At 46.8% G+C, this 16300-nt stretch carries 17 protein-coding genes and 1 pseudogene; 8 read left to right on the top strand and 10 right to left on the bottom strand.

Annotation, left to right across the window (positions count from 1 at the left end; translation table 11 throughout):
• The first annotated feature begins 79 nt into the window (after nt 1-79).
• Both mpl and ACTHUT_RS07230 read left to right on the top strand, forming a co-directional pair.
• Entirely contained in the window at nt 80-1456 is a 1377-nt protein-coding gene (mpl, locus tag ACTHUT_RS07225) for a UDP-N-acetylmuramate:L-alanyl-gamma-D-glutamyl-meso-diaminopimelate ligase (protein WP_440386397.1), read from the top strand.
• A 223-nt stretch (nt 1457-1679) separates the two neighbouring features.
• On the top strand, nt 1680-2333 hold the full coding sequence (locus ACTHUT_RS07230; RefSeq protein WP_440386396.1) for a DUF1287 domain-containing protein: 654 nt from the start codon (nt 1680-1682) through the stop codon (nt 2331-2333).
• A 115-nt stretch (nt 2334-2448) separates the two neighbouring features.
• Here the strand turns inward: ACTHUT_RS07230 and ACTHUT_RS07235 are convergent, their stop codons facing one another.
• The 5 genes from ACTHUT_RS07235 to lon form a co-directional block, all read right to left on the bottom strand.
• On the bottom strand, nt 2449-2577 hold the full coding sequence (locus ACTHUT_RS07235; protein WP_003683546.1) for a FeoB-associated Cys-rich membrane protein: 129 nt from the start codon (nt 2575-2577) through the stop codon (nt 2449-2451).
• The gene (feoB, locus tag ACTHUT_RS07240) at nt 2574-4442 is read right to left on the bottom strand and encodes a ferrous iron transporter B (protein ID WP_049336637.1); all 1869 of its coding nucleotides are present in this window, start codon (nt 4440-4442) and stop codon (nt 2574-2576) included. The genes ACTHUT_RS07235 and feoB overlap by 4 nt, the downstream gene beginning before the upstream one ends.
• Nucleotides 4443-4469: 27 nt before the next feature.
• Complete coding sequence (locus tag ACTHUT_RS07245) at nt 4470-4739, bottom strand: FeoA family protein (RefSeq protein ID WP_440386395.1); 270 nt, start codon at nt 4737-4739, stop codon at nt 4470-4472.
• A 351-nt stretch (nt 4740-5090) separates the two neighbouring features.
• The gene (locus tag ACTHUT_RS07250; protein WP_003683413.1) at nt 5091-5360 is read right to left on the bottom strand and encodes an HU family DNA-binding protein; all 270 of its coding nucleotides are present in this window, start codon (nt 5358-5360) and stop codon (nt 5091-5093) included.
• A gap of 185 nt (nt 5361-5545) precedes the next feature.
• Nucleotides 5546-8005 carry an endopeptidase La gene (gene lon / locus ACTHUT_RS07255; protein ID WP_063068092.1) on the bottom strand — a complete coding sequence of 820 codons (2460 nt, stop codon included), beginning with the start codon at nt 8003-8005 and terminating at the stop codon, nt 5546-5548.
• Nucleotides 8006-8218: 213 nt separating this feature from the next.
• Between lon and ACTHUT_RS07260 the strand changes: the two genes are divergently transcribed.
• The 4 genes from ACTHUT_RS07260 to ACTHUT_RS07275 all read left to right on the top strand — a co-directional run bounded on the left by ACTHUT_RS07260 (nt 8219) and on the right by ACTHUT_RS07275 (nt 11232).
• Nucleotides 8219-8494 carry an HP0495 family protein gene (locus ACTHUT_RS07260; RefSeq protein WP_003746890.1) on the top strand — a complete coding sequence of 92 codons (276 nt, stop codon included), beginning with the start codon at nt 8219-8221 and terminating at the stop codon, nt 8492-8494.
• Nucleotides 8494-9096, top strand: a complete 603-nt coding sequence (gene lipB / locus ACTHUT_RS07265; RefSeq protein ID WP_049352317.1) for a lipoyl(octanoyl) transferase LipB — start codon at nt 8494-8496, stop codon at nt 9094-9096. Before ACTHUT_RS07260 ends, lipB begins: the two co-directional genes overlap by 1 nt.
• Nucleotides 9097-9228: 132 nt before the next feature.
• Nucleotides 9229-10212: a lipoyl synthase gene (lipA, locus tag ACTHUT_RS07270; protein ID WP_440386394.1), complete on the top strand. Its 984-nt coding sequence runs from the start codon at nt 9229-9231 to the stop codon at nt 10210-10212.
• A 462-nt stretch (nt 10213-10674) separates the two neighbouring features.
• Nucleotides 10675-11232: a hypothetical protein gene (locus ACTHUT_RS07275; protein ID WP_440386393.1), complete on the top strand. Its 558-nt coding sequence runs from the start codon at nt 10675-10677 to the stop codon at nt 11230-11232.
• 415 nt (nt 11233-11647) lie between these two features.
• On the opposite strand, the gene hemB is transcribed toward ACTHUT_RS07275, so the two are convergent.
• The 5 genes from hemB to ybaK form a co-directional block, all read right to left on the bottom strand.
• Nucleotides 11648-12649, bottom strand: coding sequence for a porphobilinogen synthase (gene hemB, locus ACTHUT_RS07280; protein ID WP_440386392.1), 1002 nt, complete (start codon nt 12647-12649; stop codon nt 11648-11650).
• 32 nt (nt 12650-12681) lie between these two features.
• Nucleotides 12682-13392, bottom strand: coding sequence for a DUF6973 domain-containing protein (locus tag ACTHUT_RS07285; RefSeq protein ID WP_036491232.1), 711 nt, complete (start codon nt 13390-13392; stop codon nt 12682-12684).
• Nucleotides 13393-13551: 159 nt separating this feature from the next.
• Complete coding sequence (locus ACTHUT_RS07290) at nt 13552-14424, bottom strand: EamA/RhaT family transporter (protein WP_440386391.1); 873 nt, start codon at nt 14422-14424, stop codon at nt 13552-13554.
• 3 nt (nt 14425-14427) lie between these two features.
• On the bottom strand, nt 14428-15060 hold the full coding sequence (locus tag ACTHUT_RS07295; protein ID WP_440386390.1) for a DnaJ domain-containing protein: 633 nt from the start codon (nt 15058-15060) through the stop codon (nt 14428-14430).
• Nucleotides 15061-15075: 15 nt separating this feature from the next.
• A complete protein-coding gene (gene ybaK / locus ACTHUT_RS07300) occupies nt 15076-15561 on the bottom strand; it encodes a Cys-tRNA(Pro) deacylase (RefSeq protein ID WP_440386389.1) in 486 nt (161 codons plus the stop codon).
• A gap of 99 nt (nt 15562-15660) precedes the next feature.
• Here ybaK and ACTHUT_RS07305 point away from each other — a divergent pair, with 99 nt between their 5' ends.
• Nucleotides 15661-16014, top strand: coding sequence for a RidA family protein (locus tag ACTHUT_RS07305; RefSeq protein WP_440386388.1), 354 nt, complete (start codon nt 15661-15663; stop codon nt 16012-16014).
• Between the two features lie 128 nt (nt 16015-16142).
• A pseudogene (locus ACTHUT_RS07310) lies at nt 16143-16300 on the top strand (tRNA 2-thiocytidine(32) synthetase TtcA); the annotation flags it as partial.

The following is a 16300-nucleotide window of genomic DNA, read 5'->3' on the forward strand; positions in this document are numbered from 1 at the left end:
ACTTTTCAGACGACCCCTTTATCCAAACTCCGTTATAATGACGGCTTTAAAATTAATTCATTCCCAAGACGGTCTTATCATGAAACACATCCACATTATCGGTATCGGCGGCACATTTATGGGCGGCGTAGCGGCTATTGCCAAAGAAGCAGGTTTTAAAGTCAGCGGTTGCGACGCAAAGATGTATCCGCCGATGAGCACCCAGCTTGAAGCCTTGGGCATAGACGTACATGAAGGTTTTGATGCCGCTCAATTGGACGAATTTAAAGCCGATATTTACGTTATCGGTAATGTTGCCAAACGCGGCATGGATGTGATTGAAGCCATTTTGAATAAAGGCCTGCCTTACATTTCCGGCCCGCAATGGCTTGCTGAAAACGTATTACACCATCATTGGGTACTCGGTGTAGCCGGCACACACGGCAAAACGACTACCGCCTCCATGCTCGCCTGGGTCTTGGAATATGCCGGTCTCGCTCCGGGCTTCCTGATTGGTGGCGTACCGGAAAACTTCAGCGTTTCCGCCCGTCTGCCACAACCCCCGCGCCAAGACCCTAACTCAAAATCCCCATTCTTCGTTATCGAAGCCGACGAATACGATACTGCCTTTTTTGACAAACGCTCCAAATTCGTACACTACCGTCCGCGTACCGCCATTTTGAACAATCTTGAATTCGACCACGCCGACATTTTTGCCGATTTGGGCGCCATTCAAACCCAATTCCATCATTTGGTACGCACCGTGCCGTCTGAAGGCCTCATCGTCTGCAACGGCCAACAGCAAAGCCTGCAAGATACTCTGGATAAAGGCTGCTGGACGCCCGTAGAAAAATTTGGTACCGAACAAGGCTGGCAGGTTGGTACCGTCCATGCCGACGGCTCGTTCGACGTACGTCATCACGGCGAAACAGTCGGACACGTCGCGTGGGAACTGATGGGCGAACACAACCGCATGAACGCACTCGCCGTCATCTCTGCCGCGCGTCATGCCGGCGTCGATATTCAGACGGCCTGTGAAGCTTTGAGCGCGTTTAAAAATGTCAAACGCCGTATGGAAATCAAAGGCACGGTGAACGGCATCACTGTTTACGACGACTTTGCCCACCACCCGACCGCCATCGAAACCACTATCGAAGGCCTGCGCCAGCGCGTCGGAAACGCCCGTATCCTCGCCGTCCTCGAGCCGCGTTCCAATACCATGAAGCTTGGCACGATGAAAGCCGCCCTGCCCGAAAGCCTCAAAGATGCCGACCAAGTGTTCTGCTACGCCGGCGGTGTGGACTGGGACGTCGCCGAAGCCCTCGCGCCTTTAGGCGGCAAGCTGCATGTCGGCAAAGACTTCGATGCCTTTGTTGCCGAAATCGTGAAAAATGCCGAAGCAGGCGACCATATTTTGGTCATGAGCAACGGCAGTTTCGGCGGAATACACGGAAAGCTGTTGGAAGCGTTGAAATAAGCCTTTTCCAATAACCAAGGCCGTCTGAAACTGTTTCAGACGGCCTTTTATCATGTGCCAATGTAAAATCTATATTTACAAAAAATGTTTTAGTAATACTCAAATAACACTCATCCATTATTTGCCCATACATACTTGATCAAGACCATTTTTCCATTATGCATTGCCAATCCACCCAAAAATCTGATAATAATGCAAACAACATCTAAGCCGTGCATATATCATGAAACACAAAACTACCTTTAAACTCATAGTTCTCAGTATTGCGCTTTCCATCCTTCTGATTACAACAGCTGTATTTTTTGCCCGTCATCACAACTCTATCTCAAGTATTACTACCGATTTCTTTCAACAAGAGATTACCGAACCCGAAGGACCATCACCGCAAATCGTACAATCTGCGCGCAACCAAATTGGCAAAACCCTTCGTTACGACCCGGCTTACACCAAGCTCACTTATCCGATGGGAGATGTGCCGATATCAAAAGGCGTTTGCACAGACGTGGTTATCCGTGCCTTGCGTGAGCAAAATATAGATTTGCAAGAGCTTGTTCATCAAGACATGAGCCGCAACTTTTCTGTCTATCCTAAACGCTGGGGTTTGAAACAGCCTGATACCAATATCGATCACCGCCGCGTCCCTAACCTAATGACTTATTTCACGCGTCAAGGCTGGGCAGTTCAAGATACAAACTATCAAGCTGGCGATATTGTAACTTGGGAACTGAAAGGCAACCGTCCCCATATCGGTATCGTCTCCGATCGAAAAATCGGAGACAGGCCCCTGATTATCCATAATATCGGTTCGGGAACCCGTGAAGACGATATCCTCTACCGCTACACCATCACTGGACATTTCAGGCTTCCCGTTCAATAAATCCTGGTGCTAAGCTCTAAATACCTAGTTTTGCATCTGAAAAGCCATAGAGCAATAAAAAAGGCCGTCTGAAACCATTTCAGACAGCCTTTTACTTTTACCTAACCCTCTTTATTTAACCGCAACCGCCACATTTTCCGCAGCCGCTACTGCAGTCGCGTTTTTTCGGTTTGAATACGAATTTTCGCAAGAGGAAGAATACGCAGGCGAGCATAATCAAGCCGACGATAATATATTGAGTCATGATGATAGTATCCTTGAAGAAATTTGGTAAACCACGAATGCGGCAAAATAAGCCATCAGGAACAAATAGCCTGTAATCATAAGCATATTTTTCGTGGATTTGGTTTCGCGTCTAATCACGGTCAAAGTCGCGGCACACATCGGAGCATACACATACCAAGCCAAGAAGGCAAAGGCGGTCGGCAAGCCCCAGTTGTTGTGTATGATGGGAATTAATGCGTTTTGTACGGCATCTTCAGACGACGCGCTGACGGCATAAACGGTACCCAATGCGGCAACGACCACTTCGCGCGCGGCAATACCCGGAATCATGGCGATACACATTTCCCAAGTAAAACCCAAAGGTGCAAAAAACGGCTGAATAGCATGACCAAGCGTACCTGCCAAGCTGTAATCGATGGCGGCACCGGTTGCGCCTTCAGGCGGTTGCGGCCAGCTTACCAAGCCCCACAGAACCACGGCCAACGCAAAAATGATGGTACCCGCGCGTTTCAGGAAGGCTTTTACCCTATCCCACAAGCTGGTCATGATGTGTTTGAAGTTAGGCGTACGGAAAGTCGGCAATTCCATCAAAAGTGGGAATTGTTGCACATTGCCTTTCATCCGCGCCAAGCGTTTCATGATATACGCTGCCAATGCAGCCGACAGAATGCCTACGATATAAAGAATAAACAATGTCAGGCCTTGCAGGTTGAAAATCCCACCCACTGTACGATCAGGAATAACAGCGGCGATAATCAGCGCATACACTGGCAAACGTGCGGAACAAGTCAGCAACGGCGCAACCGCGATGGTAACAAGGCGTTCGCGCGGGTCGTTAATGGTACGCGCCGACATCACGGCAGGAACGGCACAGGCAAAGCTGGATAAAAGGGGAATAAACGAACGGCCGGACAAACCGCTTTTTGCCATGATGTTATCCAGCAGGAAGGCTGCACGCGGCAGATAGCCTGAGTCTTCCAATAGCAGGATAAAGGCAAACAAAATCGTAATCTGCGGCAGGAACACCAACACGCTGCCCAAACCGGCAATGACGCCGTTGACGAGCAAGTCGCTGAGGATGCCCGGCTCCATGTTGGCGCCTATCCATTCGCCCAGCGCGGTAAAGCCACCTTCGATGGCGTCCATAATCGGCGCCGCCCATGTGTAAACCGCTTGGAACACCATAAACAGGATGACCAGCAGCATAATCATGCCCCAGACGGGGTGCAGCACGATGTCGTCGAGTTTTTTGTGCCATGCGGGCAGCGTCATCTGAGTGCGTACCACTTGTGCCAAAATCGATTCGACTTCTTGATAAAGTTTGTCGCTATCCAGCGCATCGAGCGTGCGTTCGGCAGAGGCGGGGTTTGCGGGGAAAGAGCGTTTGCGCGGCAGCTTCGCCACGGCTTCGCGTACAGCCTGTACACCCGACGCGCTCACTGCAACTGTTTCCAAAACAGGTGCATCCAACAACTCGCTCAGTTTGGCCGCGTCGATATTCAAGCCCCTTTTGCGGGCCACGTCGCTCAAATTCAGCGACACCACCATAGGCAGTCCCAGCGTTTTCAGTTCCAAAATCATGCGCAGGGTCATACGCAGGTTGGTCGCGTCGGCAACGGCAATAATGGCATCGGGCGGAATGCCCATCTTGCCTACCATTACATCTTTCGCCACCGCTTCGTCGGGGCTGGTCGTGCGTAGGCTGTATGTGCCCGGCAGGTCGATAATGCGGACGGCCTCGTCGTCGAGGAAGGCGCCCTCGCGCTTATCGACAGTTACGCCCGGATAATTGGCAACCTTGGCATGTGAGCCGGTCAAACCGTTGAACAAAACGGTTTTGCCGCAGTTTGGCGCGCCAATCAAGGCAAAATAGCTTAGTTCCATCATTTTTCCTTATTCTTTCAGACGGCCTTAAACGGCCTCAACGATACGACACATAATCTTCCCGGCCTCTTCCGAACGCAGGGAAAATTGGGATTGGTTACCCAAACGTACCGCAAACGGGCCTCTCCCAAAACCACCCACTGCAATCACTTGCAACGGCATTCCGCTGGAAAAACCCAAATCTGCAAGGCGACGGGTTACCAAGGTATCCAAATCACCAAAAACAGGATTGGAAACGATGGAATCAATATGTACGACTGCGCCTTTTTTCAGGCGCGACAAAGGAACAGCAGACATAAGCCTCTCTTTTCTTTTTGTTTTAAAAATAGATTATTGAAAAAACGTGAGAAGTATGACGAGTGTGTGGCACATTTGAAAGGTTGGTTATGAGTGGCTATTCGCTACTTCTTTCAATAAGTGCGGTTTGTTTTGAGTATTGTTATTTTCTTTGCTAATGATAAATCTTATTAATGTAAAAATCAAATGTAACAAGATAAACTAAAAAGGCTGAAATCCTTTTATCATTAGGATTTCAGCCTTTTTATACACTCAACAAACCAAAGGCCGTCTGAAAACTTTCAGACGGCCTTCAAAATAAAAAACCGAATCAAATCGGTTTTTTATTCCCATTCAGGGAAAGACTCTAAATTACAGAGCGTCTTTCAATGCTTTACCGGCACGGAATTTAGGAGTTTTAGCAGCAGCAATAGTCAAAGGCTCGCCAGTTTTTGGGTTGCGGCCTTGACGTTCGGCGCGTTCGCCGACGTAGAAAGTACCGAAACCGACCAGAGTAACAGTGTCGCCGTTTTTCAACGCATTGGTTACGGCATTAGTAGTAGCATCCAAAGCTTTTTGCGCAGCAGATTTGGAAATGCCGGCTTCTTGAGCAATTGCTTCGATCAATTCAGACTTGTTCACAATTAGTCCCTTCCTATCGTAAAAAATGATGAAATGCCCGAATACTCGGGGCTTAAGCACTTTTAAAGCACATACGCACTTTATAGCAATTCTGAAATTATCATGTCAAGTAAAAGATGTGGAATTGCCCTATTTTTGTGGCATTCAGGGCAAAACCACATTTTTTGCAACATCAGACGACCAACTTAATGCTTGGTTGCTTTTGTTCTTGACTTCGTCTTAGAAGTTTGCGGGGTCTCGGCAACCGCCAATTCAGCCGCCCATTGCTCAGGCTGAGCTTCCAAACCCAAAGCCAACACTTCATCAATCCATTTGACCGGATGAATGGTCAGACCGGTTTTAACATTTTCAGGGATTTCTTCCAAATCTTTGACGTTGTCTTTTGGAATCAATACATGCTTGATACCGCCGCGCAAAGCAGCCAGCAGTTTTTCTTTCAAACCACCAATCGGCAAGACTTCGCCACGCAAAGTGATTTCGCCGGTCATCGCCACGTCTGCACGCACCGGAATTTTGGTGAAGGCAGAAACCATCGCCAAAGTCATGGCGATACCTGCGCTCGGACCGTCTTTTGGCGTCGCACCTTCAGGCACATGAACGTGAATGTCTTTCTTCTCGTAAAAATCAGGCGCCAAACCCACTGATTCAGCACGGGAACGGACAACCGACCATGCAGCCGATACCGATTCTTTCATGACATCGCCCAGTTGGCCGGTGCATTGAATCGTACCTTTACCCGGCAAGGCAACCGCCTCTACGGTCAATAACTCGCCACCGACTTCGGTCCAAGCCAGACCGGTTACCTGGCCGATGCGGTTTTCGCTTTCGGCCACACCATAGTCGAAACGGCGCACGCCCAGATAGTCATGCAGATTTTTCTCAGTAACTTTAATCGCTTTAGGCTTGGCCTTGCTTACTGTTTTGGATTTGGACGCTTTTTTCTTGTCCTCATTCAAAGTAACCTGCATCACCACTTTGCGACAGATTTTGGCAATTTCGCGATCCAACGAGCGGACACCGGCCTCGCGGGTGTAGTAACGGATAATATCGCGCACCGCACTTTCATCAACCACCAACTCACCCTCTTTCACACCATTGCGCTTCATTTGTTTCGGCACAAGGTATTGCATGGCGATATTGATTTTTTCATCTTCCGTATAACCGGACAGACGGATAATTTCCATACGGTCAAGCAGCGGAGTCGGGATATTCAAGCTGTTTGAAGTGGCAATAAACATCACATCGCTCAAATCATAATCGACTTCGGCATAATGGTCAGCGAACTTGTTGTTTTGCTCAGGATCCAGCACCTCAAGCAAAGCACTGGCAGGATCACCACGGAAATCGCTGCCCATCTTGTCGATTTCATCAAGCAGGAACAATGGGTTTTTCACACCCGCTTTCGCCATATTTTGCAAGATTTTGCCCGGCATAGAGCCGATATAGGTACGGCGGTGGCCGCGGATTTCGCTTTCATCACGCACGCCGCCCAACGCCATACGCACATATTGACGGCCTGTGGCTTTGGCAATCGACTCACCCAAGGAAGTTTTACCCACCCCCGGAGGGCCAACCAGACATAAAATCGGGCCTTTGAGCTTGTCCATACGTTTTTGAACGGCCAAATATTCCAAAATGCGCTCTTTAACTTTTTCCAAACCATAGTGGTCGGCATTCAAAATCAAATCAGCCTTGGCAATATCTTTGCTGACACGGGATTTTTTCTTCCACGGCAACTCAAGCAAAGTATCGATGTAGTTGCGCACGACGGTAGATTCCGCAGACATCGGCGGCATCATTTTCAGTTTTTTCAATTCAGACAGACATTTTTCTTCAGCCTCTTTGCTCATGCCTGCTTCTTTGATTTTGTTTTCCAGCGCATCCAGCTCGTCGCGCTCGTCTTCTTCGCCCAATTCTTTCTGAATCGCTTTTACTTGCTCATTCAAGTAATACTCACGTTGGGATTTTTCCATTTGACGTTTCACACGGCCACGGATGCGTTTCTCGACCTGCATGATGTCGAGTTCGGCTTCCAACTGAGCCAGCAGAAATTCCAAACGTTCAACAATGCCGGCGGTCTCCAGTACATATTGACGCTGCTCCAATTTCAGCTGCAAATGCGCGGCAATCGTATCGGCAAGACGGCTGTTGTCATCGATACTGCTGATGGTACTGATGACTTCGGCAGGGATTTTTTTGTTCAATTTCGCATATTGCTCAAATTGAGTCAGCAAGGTACGGCGCAAGGCCTCAATTTCAGGATTGTCCTTGTCGCTGTTTTCATCAATCGCCTCAACATGGGACAAAAACAATCCGCCTGTTTCGTCAACCGTCAACGCGCGCGCACGACGGATACCTTCTACCAATACTTTAACCGTGCCGTCAGGCAGCTTCAAAACCTGCAAAACTTGGGCAACCGTACCAGTTTGGTGCAAATCTTCAGCTTTAGGGTCTTCTGTATTAGGGTCAAGCTGGGCCAACAGGAAAACCGGATCATCATTAGCCATTGCCGCCTCAAGGGCTGCAATCGATTTAGGACGACCGACGAACAGCGGCAATACCATATGCGGATACACCACGACATCGCGTAAAGGCAAAGTAGCCAGCGCACTGTATTCCTCGAAATATTTGTCTTTTGTCGGCATAGTTAATAATCTCAATCATTGTTAAATCAGAATGTAGCTCAAAATTGGGCTGAAGCGCTCCATTTCAAGACTTGAAAACAGCTTATCCGCACCTATTTTCGAAAACATCATTTTTAATAGCCCGATATGGACGTTTACGATAAAATATATCGGATTTTGGGCCGTCTGAAAACTTTTCAGACGGCCCTGGCAAACCAAACAAGGTAGTAAACCATGACAGACTCAACCGAAAAAAAATCATTAATTGAATTCCCTTGCACCTTTCCTGTAAAAGTCATGGGCGCGGTTCATCCGGAATTTGAATCCGCCATCTTGGAAACCGTGCGCAAACATGCTCCCGATACCGAGCCGCACCACATCACTACGCGCCCAAGCAGCAAAGGCAACTATACCGGCGCGACTGTCCATGTAAATGTTGAAAATCAAGAGCAGTTGGACAATATCTACCGCGACCTGACTTCCCACGAATTGGTTAAAGTGGTGTTGTAATGAAAATCGTGCACAAAGGCTTGGTCGATTACCTGCCGACTTTCGAAGCCATGAAGGCATTCAATGCCTCGCGTGACGAAAATACCGAAGACGAATTATGGGTGGTCGAACATCCGCCCGTATTTACCCAAGGCTTGGCCGGCAAACCCGAACACCTCCTCATCCGCGACGATATACCCGTTGTCCAAATTGACAGAGGCGGTCAAATTACTTATCACGGCCCCGGCCAATTGGTCGTCTATACGATGATCAATTTCAAACGCCGTAAGACCAGTGTGCGCCATATTGTTTCCGCACTTGAAAACAGCATCATCGCCACCTTGGCAGAATACGGCATTGAAGCAGCCGCCGATCCCAAACGCCCCGGCGTTTATGTCGGCGAGCGTAAAATCGCTTCCCTGGGCCTGCGTATCAAAGACGGCTCCGTTTACCACGGCTTGGCGCTTAATGTGAACATGGATTTAAGTCCGTTTACCCATATCAACCCCTGCGGTTATGCCGGTATGGAAATGACCCAAATTGCCGACTATGTCTCTCCGGCACCCAGTTTGGCAGAAGTTTCAGACAAATTGACCAAGCATTTACAAAAAGAGCTGGCATAAGGCCGTCTGAAAAAATCCAGTCACACTGCCATCTTTTAACCGCCCTCTGAACTTTTACCCATAAGCTTTTAGGTATAAATCCTTCTAGAAGCTTTCAGACGGCCTTTATAACGACAGAAAGAACACATCACCATGAGTGAAGAAGTAAAAAACGACCCCAAACGCGGCATCAAACTGAAAGGTGCAGACAAAACTGCACGCATTCCGATTAAAGTGGTTCCATTGAAACAAAAATTGAAAAAGCCCGAATGGATCCGCGCCAAATTACCAGGCAAGAAATTCTTTGAAATCAAAAATATTCTTCGTGAACAAAAAATGCATACCGTGTGCGAAGAAGCATCTTGTCCAAATATCAGCGAATGCTTTACCAAGGGTACAGCCACATTCATGATCATGGGCGATATTTGTACCCGCCGCTGCCCGTTCTGCGACGTTGGCCACGGTCGCCCGAATATGCTGGATCCTGATGAGCCTAAGCACTTGGCCGAATCCGTCAAAGCCATGAACCTGCGCTATGTCGTCATTACATCTGTCGACCGCGACGATTTGCGCGATGGCGGCGCACAACACTTCGCCGACTGCATCAAAGCCATCCGCGAAACCAGCCCGAATACCAAAATCGAAATCCTCGTTCCCGACTTCCGCGGCCGTTTAGATATTGCATTGAAAATCTTGGCAGAAACACCGCCTGACGTGATGAACCACAATTTGGAAACCCATCCGCGCCTGTATAAAAAAGCCCGTCCGGGTGCCAACTACCAGCACTCCCTCGACCTTCTGCGCCGCTACAAAGAAATGATGCCGCATATCCCGACTAAATCCGGCATCATGGTCGGCCTGGGCGAAACAGACGAGGACGTGCGCGAAATCATGCACGATATGCGTGCCAACAATATCGAGATGATTACCATCGGCCAATATCTGCAACCTTCAGACGGCCACCTGCCCGTCTTGCGCTATGTAACGCCTGACCAGTTCAAAGTTTTTGAAAAAGAAGCATACGAATTGGGCTTTACCAATGCCGCCATCGGTGCAATGGTCCGCTCCAGCTACCACGCAGACGAACAAGCAGCCGAAGCTTTGCGTGAAACCCACGGCGGTTGCAGCCATCACTAAAGTTTAAATCATATAAGGTCGTCTGAAAAATCAGTAGACTGTTTTTTTCAGACGGCCTTTGTTTAATATACAAAACTCTTCAGATTTCCAAAATAAACCTTATTCAAACTCTAAAGAAAACTAAGAATTCAATCCACTTATATTGATAATAAATTGAAAAAATATAGGAATTATCCTTTTTTATAATGGGTTTATGCTCTGTTGCATCTGTCATTTCCTTTATCAGGCTATCTGGATTCCATTCGAAGAAGCGGCTTGCAAAACGAGTTATGGTGTCTATCCATATGCTTGTATACCCATATTTTCTTGAAATACATCCTCGTATATGAGTTCTTAGAGATACAAAAAAGAGAAAGTCTTAAAATAAGTAAGCCTTTTCATATAACTAAGAAAAAAGGCAATCATCAAGGTTTGAAAGTTAAAAATGCTTGGTAAAAATAGCCTAGAAAATAGGATAAACAGATGAAAGTAAATATAGATGATTCATTGAAGGAACAAGGAGTTCACACCTCCGTAAAAAAGAGAAAACTCAGCTTTGATGAGATTCGTTTCAATCTCTTTGCTTATTTAGAGGATTATTCCAAAATGGGATTCTCTTTTGTAAAAGCAGGCAATGAGCTATTGGAAATAAGGAAAGAGCAAGACAGATATACTCTTTTCGGACAGTGTTTTTTAGGCTATTTTGTGATTAGCCAAAAGAACCAGATCTTCTTAATTTGCAATCCGGAAGGAGTAGAAGTATTTCAAAAGCCAAGAATTTTTGTCAATCATTCTTTACAGGCTTTTGTTTCTTCCTATTCTCTATTTATGTCTGCCGTCTTTCTTTTAAAATCAAAATTCTATAAGAGTCAGGCTTATCAAGCAGAGGAAATTGCAACAGATCTGATGAATAAAGTGGCAGATTTGGAAGAGCCCATTAAACAAGAGTTAACATTCTGGGAACATATCGCTTATTTAATAGAAGATGATGGAATCGTTTTAAGAGATGACCTATTTCATATTTTGAATAAAGGATACTAGACCTTAGAGTGTTGGCTTCTAAATCCTGCTTAGCCACATAAAAATTGAAAATCAGATATAAGAGGAATTATTTTTGTTTCTAATACAGTCTTGGTAGATAATCAACCATCAAGCAGATTTTGATCAAAGTTTTTTAAAGGCTTTGTCTTTAAGTAGGAAAAATCGAACAGTCTTCAATTCAGTCAGATCCGGATAGATGACAGGATGAAACCTAAGATTTTTTCTAGGTAGGAAATGGAAAGGATGGACTGGAGGACCTGTGTCAGTAACATTTTTTGTAACAGGATACTACAAAAAGAAATCGATAACCAGAAAAAATAGAAGAATTTAAGTAATTATCCCAAAATTAAATAATACAAAAAAGCGGCAAAACAGGATAAATACTGTTTGCCGCTTTTTAATTTATTTCTTTATTTTACTTCTTCAACAATTTTGCCGCTTCAATCGCATAGTAAGTCAAAATACCATCGGCGCCGGCACGTTTGAATGCCAACAGGCTTTCCAAAATGGTTTTCTCACCATCCAACCAGTCATTTTGAATGGCAGCCTGAAGCATAGCATATTCACCGGAAACTTGGTAAGCATAAGTCGGTACGCCGAACTCGTCTTTAACTCGGCGGACGACATCCAGATATGGCAGACCCGGTTTTACCATTACCATGTCTGCGCCCTCTTGAATATCCAATGCGACTTCGTGCAAGGCTTCATTGGTGTTTGCAGGGTCCATTTGGTAGGTTTTCTTGTCTGCCTTACCCAAATTGCCGGAGCTGCCGACGGCATCGCGGAACGGGCCGTAGAATGCTGAAGCATATTTTGCCGAATACGCCATAATGCGTGTATGGATATGTCCGGCATCTTCCAAGGCTTCACGGATGGCAAGAATGCGTCCGTCCATCATGTCTGATGGGGCGACGACTTGTGCGCCTGCATCGGCATGACACAAAGCCTGTTTTACCAAAACTTCAATGGTTTCATCGTTAAGGACATAGCCATTTTCATCGGTTAAACCGTCTTGGCCGTGTATGGTATAGGGGTCCAGGGCAACATCGGTCATGATACCCAGCTCTGGGAATTTCTCGCGCAGGGTTCGCACTACTGTCGGTACCAAGCCTTCAGGGTTATAAGCCTCCTCCGCAAATTCGGTTTTGTTTTGCGTTACCACGGGAAACAAAGCCAGCATAGGAATACCGAGATTCAGTGCTTCTTCAGCGGTAAACAACAATTTATCCAAACTTTGGCGTTTGACGCCGGGCATAGACGGCACTGCCTCTTCCTGATTCTGACCTTCCAATACAAAAACCGGATAGATTAAATCATCTGCCGTCAAAGTATGCTCGCGCATCAGACGGCGTGAAAAATCGTCTTTACGCATACGGCGCATGCGTGTGTTTGAGACATAACGCGGAGGGAAATTCATAACAATTGCCTTTCAATAATGAAGTCTTAAAATCAATCTTCGACTTGACGTATGGCTTTGACCGAACGTTTGATTTCGCTGAGCGTACCGGTTTTATAACTATTACGTTCCTGCTCGGTCATGCCGTTTTGATCCAATTTGGCGATATTTTTCAATGCTTCGGCATATTGGCCGTCTGAAAGTTTTTCCTGTTTGATGTGCCAACGGTTTTTCACTTCGGAAGCCGTCCACAAGCCTACTTTGTTGTAGTAGAACAAAATGCTTGCCGCCAGCGTCTTCATATCGCTATCGGGTTTGGCACTGCCGATACTGCGGCCGATACGGTTGTTACGTTGATCGACTGCCTGGTCGGCAAGGTAACGGCTGAAGTAGTCGTCTTTACCTTCTCGCAACTCCATATCCGTCAGGCGCGCATTACCTGCTTTTTCGGCAATAATGCTGTCGAATTTAGAAGCAATCGCCGCCTGCCATAATGCTTGGCGTACGGCATTGACCTGTGTTCCCCTGCTGTCGCCGTTTGCTTTGTCATCCAAACCTGTACGCTCGGCAAAGCGTGTGGCATTACTGGTCATATTGATTAAGCCTTCATCCTCCATACCGATGACTTGGGCGGCCACGGGATGGTTAAGCGCAAATTGTGCCATTTTACTGCGGCGGCTTTGATCTTCCTGATACGATTGGCAACCGGACAATACCAGCATGCCGAGAACGGCACATTGAATGTGTTTTTTAATATGTTTCATGATGTAACTATCGATATTATTGTGTGAGTTCAACTGATTGTTTAACATAGAAACGCCCGTAAGCGCAAAATAATTCCCATACGGCCAAATCGGCGCATGAATGGCTATTTTATAATAAAAATAAGGCCGTCTGAAAATTTTCAGACGGCATAAGTATTTTTAACCCACCAAGCTTCGAATTTGCGGCCAATAAAACAAACAGGCTATCGAGCAAATAGCAATACTGATACCGGCTGCATTAATGCTGCTGATTTTTTCTTTAAACATTGCCGCACCAATTAGCGTACCCAAAACAATCACACCGATGTTCATACCAGCAAACACCAAGGTCGGATTATCCTTCATGATTTGGTGTGCCGAGATGTAGGTAACAATATTCAAAAAGTTCAGGCAGCCTAAAATCATACCGCCCAAGATGCCTTCTTTAGTCCACTTACTCCCTTTGGCAAACAGGTAGCCAAACATCAAGATACCGGCCAAACAAAATGCCACCAGCAAATTGCCGGCAAACGCGGTACCGCTCTTTGCCACTTGTTTGAACAAAATATCAATGACGCCATAGCCGCACCAAACGCCCAAAAGCAGCATCACTTGCGTGCTGAGACCGCCGGATTTCTTACCGCCATCGCTTTTCCAAAGCAAGAAAAACAATGCTGTAAATGCCAATACCAAACCAATCAGACGGCCTTCGGTCAGTTGTTCATGAAAAAGCGTGAATGAAGCGATAATGGGCAAAAACAGCGATAAGCGCTGTGCCGCATCCGACTTGACGATACCTGCCGCATCGACGGATTTGCCCATAATGACAAACACGCTTGGCAACAAGATACCCAAAGCTGCAAAGAGCCACCAAGTCGGTAAAAACACCTGCGGATTACTCAAATCAGGTTTTAACACCAGCATGGTCAAAGAAACGGCAACGATATAGTTCACCGCCACCGCCTGCTCAATATTGATTTTTTGCTTGCGCGCCACTTTCAGCAATACGGAAACCAACACGCTGCAAACGATACTTGCCAATAAATATGCCATGCTTTAGAACCATCCTTGAGTAGGAACAGGCTTATCTTCATTCAGTTTAATCAGTCCGACGACTACGCGATAAATGAGCCAAATACCGGTTGCCACCAAAATCAGCCAACCGATTAAGATAAGTATGGTCAACATCCCGAAAAGCATACCCACCAACGACACCCAAAATGTCTTAATCAGCCAATCAATATGGCTGGCATAAATACTGCCTTGCGCCTCATCGCGTTTGACATATGCCAAAATCACACCGACAACGGGTGCAAACCAGATAAACAGGCCCAACGCATAGGTAATATAGGCGATAAAAACATAGTTTTTCACTTCAGAATTAGACGTATTGGCCATATTGGCCTCCGTATTATTGTTCCCTGTATTATGGTTTTCCGTATGATTGACCACCGTATTATTGAAGCCGTTGTCTTGAGCTTCCTGAGGCTCATACTGCATCGCCGCATCATAAGCCAGACGTTTTTCCGGATGGGACAACACTTCAAACGCCTGTCCGATGGCTTTGAAACGCTCCGCATCTTTCTGAATATCCGGATTGGCAACCAATTTGCCGTAAGCCTCGCGGATAACGTTAATATCCGCATCCTGAGACACACCCAAGATTTCGTATAAATTTAATTGTTCCATCTTTATTCCTATCCTTTATGCATCCACTGCAACATGAACATCTTGCGGGTTGAGCGTACGCAGGTTTTCAGGTTTCATACCCACGATAAACCCGCGTTTGCCGCCATTGATAAAAATCTCGTCCAAAGCCCAAATGCTTTCTTCCACATAAACCGGTAACGCGGTTTTCATACCGAATGGCGACGTACCGCCGACCAAATAACCCGTCCATTTCGCCGCCTGATCCGCCGTTGCCGGCTCGATGTGTTTCAAGCCCAGTTCGCGTGCCAGATTGCGGGTGGAAATATGTTTGTCGCCGTGCATTAACACAACCAAACCTTTTTTGTGTTCATTCTGCAGGACGATTGTTTTGATGACTTGATGCTCAGGCTTGCCCGTGCACTCGGCAAAACGCGCCGTACCGCCGTGTTCTTCATACGCATAAACATAAGGGACAAAATCGATTTTCTTACTGCGTAAAAAGCGCACTGCCTGCGTAACCGGATATTCTGCTTTACTCATGGTTGTTTGCCGCCACCCTTTTCAGACGGCCCCTCTTAAAATGTGGAACGTAAACAACTGCAATGTTACCATACCTTCTTTTTGAAATCAGGAGACAACATGGACATCCGCTATCTTGGCACAAGCAAACGCTATTCGGAAGCCGTCGTGGCCAACGGCTTGGTTTTCCTCTCCGGCATGGTTCCCGAAAATCCTGAAGCCGATGCCAAAGCACAAACTGAAAATGTTTTGGCACAAATCGATTCATGGCTCGCCCAATGCCAATCTGACAAAGCCCACATTTTAGAAGCTACCATCTATCTGCCCGATATGAACGACTACGCCGCCATGAACGAAGCCTGGGACACATGGACAGCCCACGAGCGCGCTCCGGCCCGCGCCTGCGTGGAAGCAAAACTGGCCTCGCCCGACTGGAAGGTTGAAATCAAAATTACCGCCCTTCAAATCAAATAAAGCGCAAATATCAGGCCGTCTGAAAATGCCGCATTGACCAAACCAGCGCAGTTTTTCAGACGGCCTTTATTCTTTTGCGGTACAATACCGCCCTTAAATTTTTCTATTATTTCAAAGCACAAACAGCCATGTCCAAAAAAACCAAGCAAGAATTAGAAAACAACAAACTCAGCAAACGCCTGCGCCACGCCGTCGGCGATGCCATTAACGATTTCAATATGATCGAGCCGGGCGACAAAATCATGGTCTGCCTCTCAGGCGGCAAAGACAGCTACGCCCTTTTAGA

It is taken from the genome of Neisseria sp. P0022.S010 (assembly GCF_051956635.1).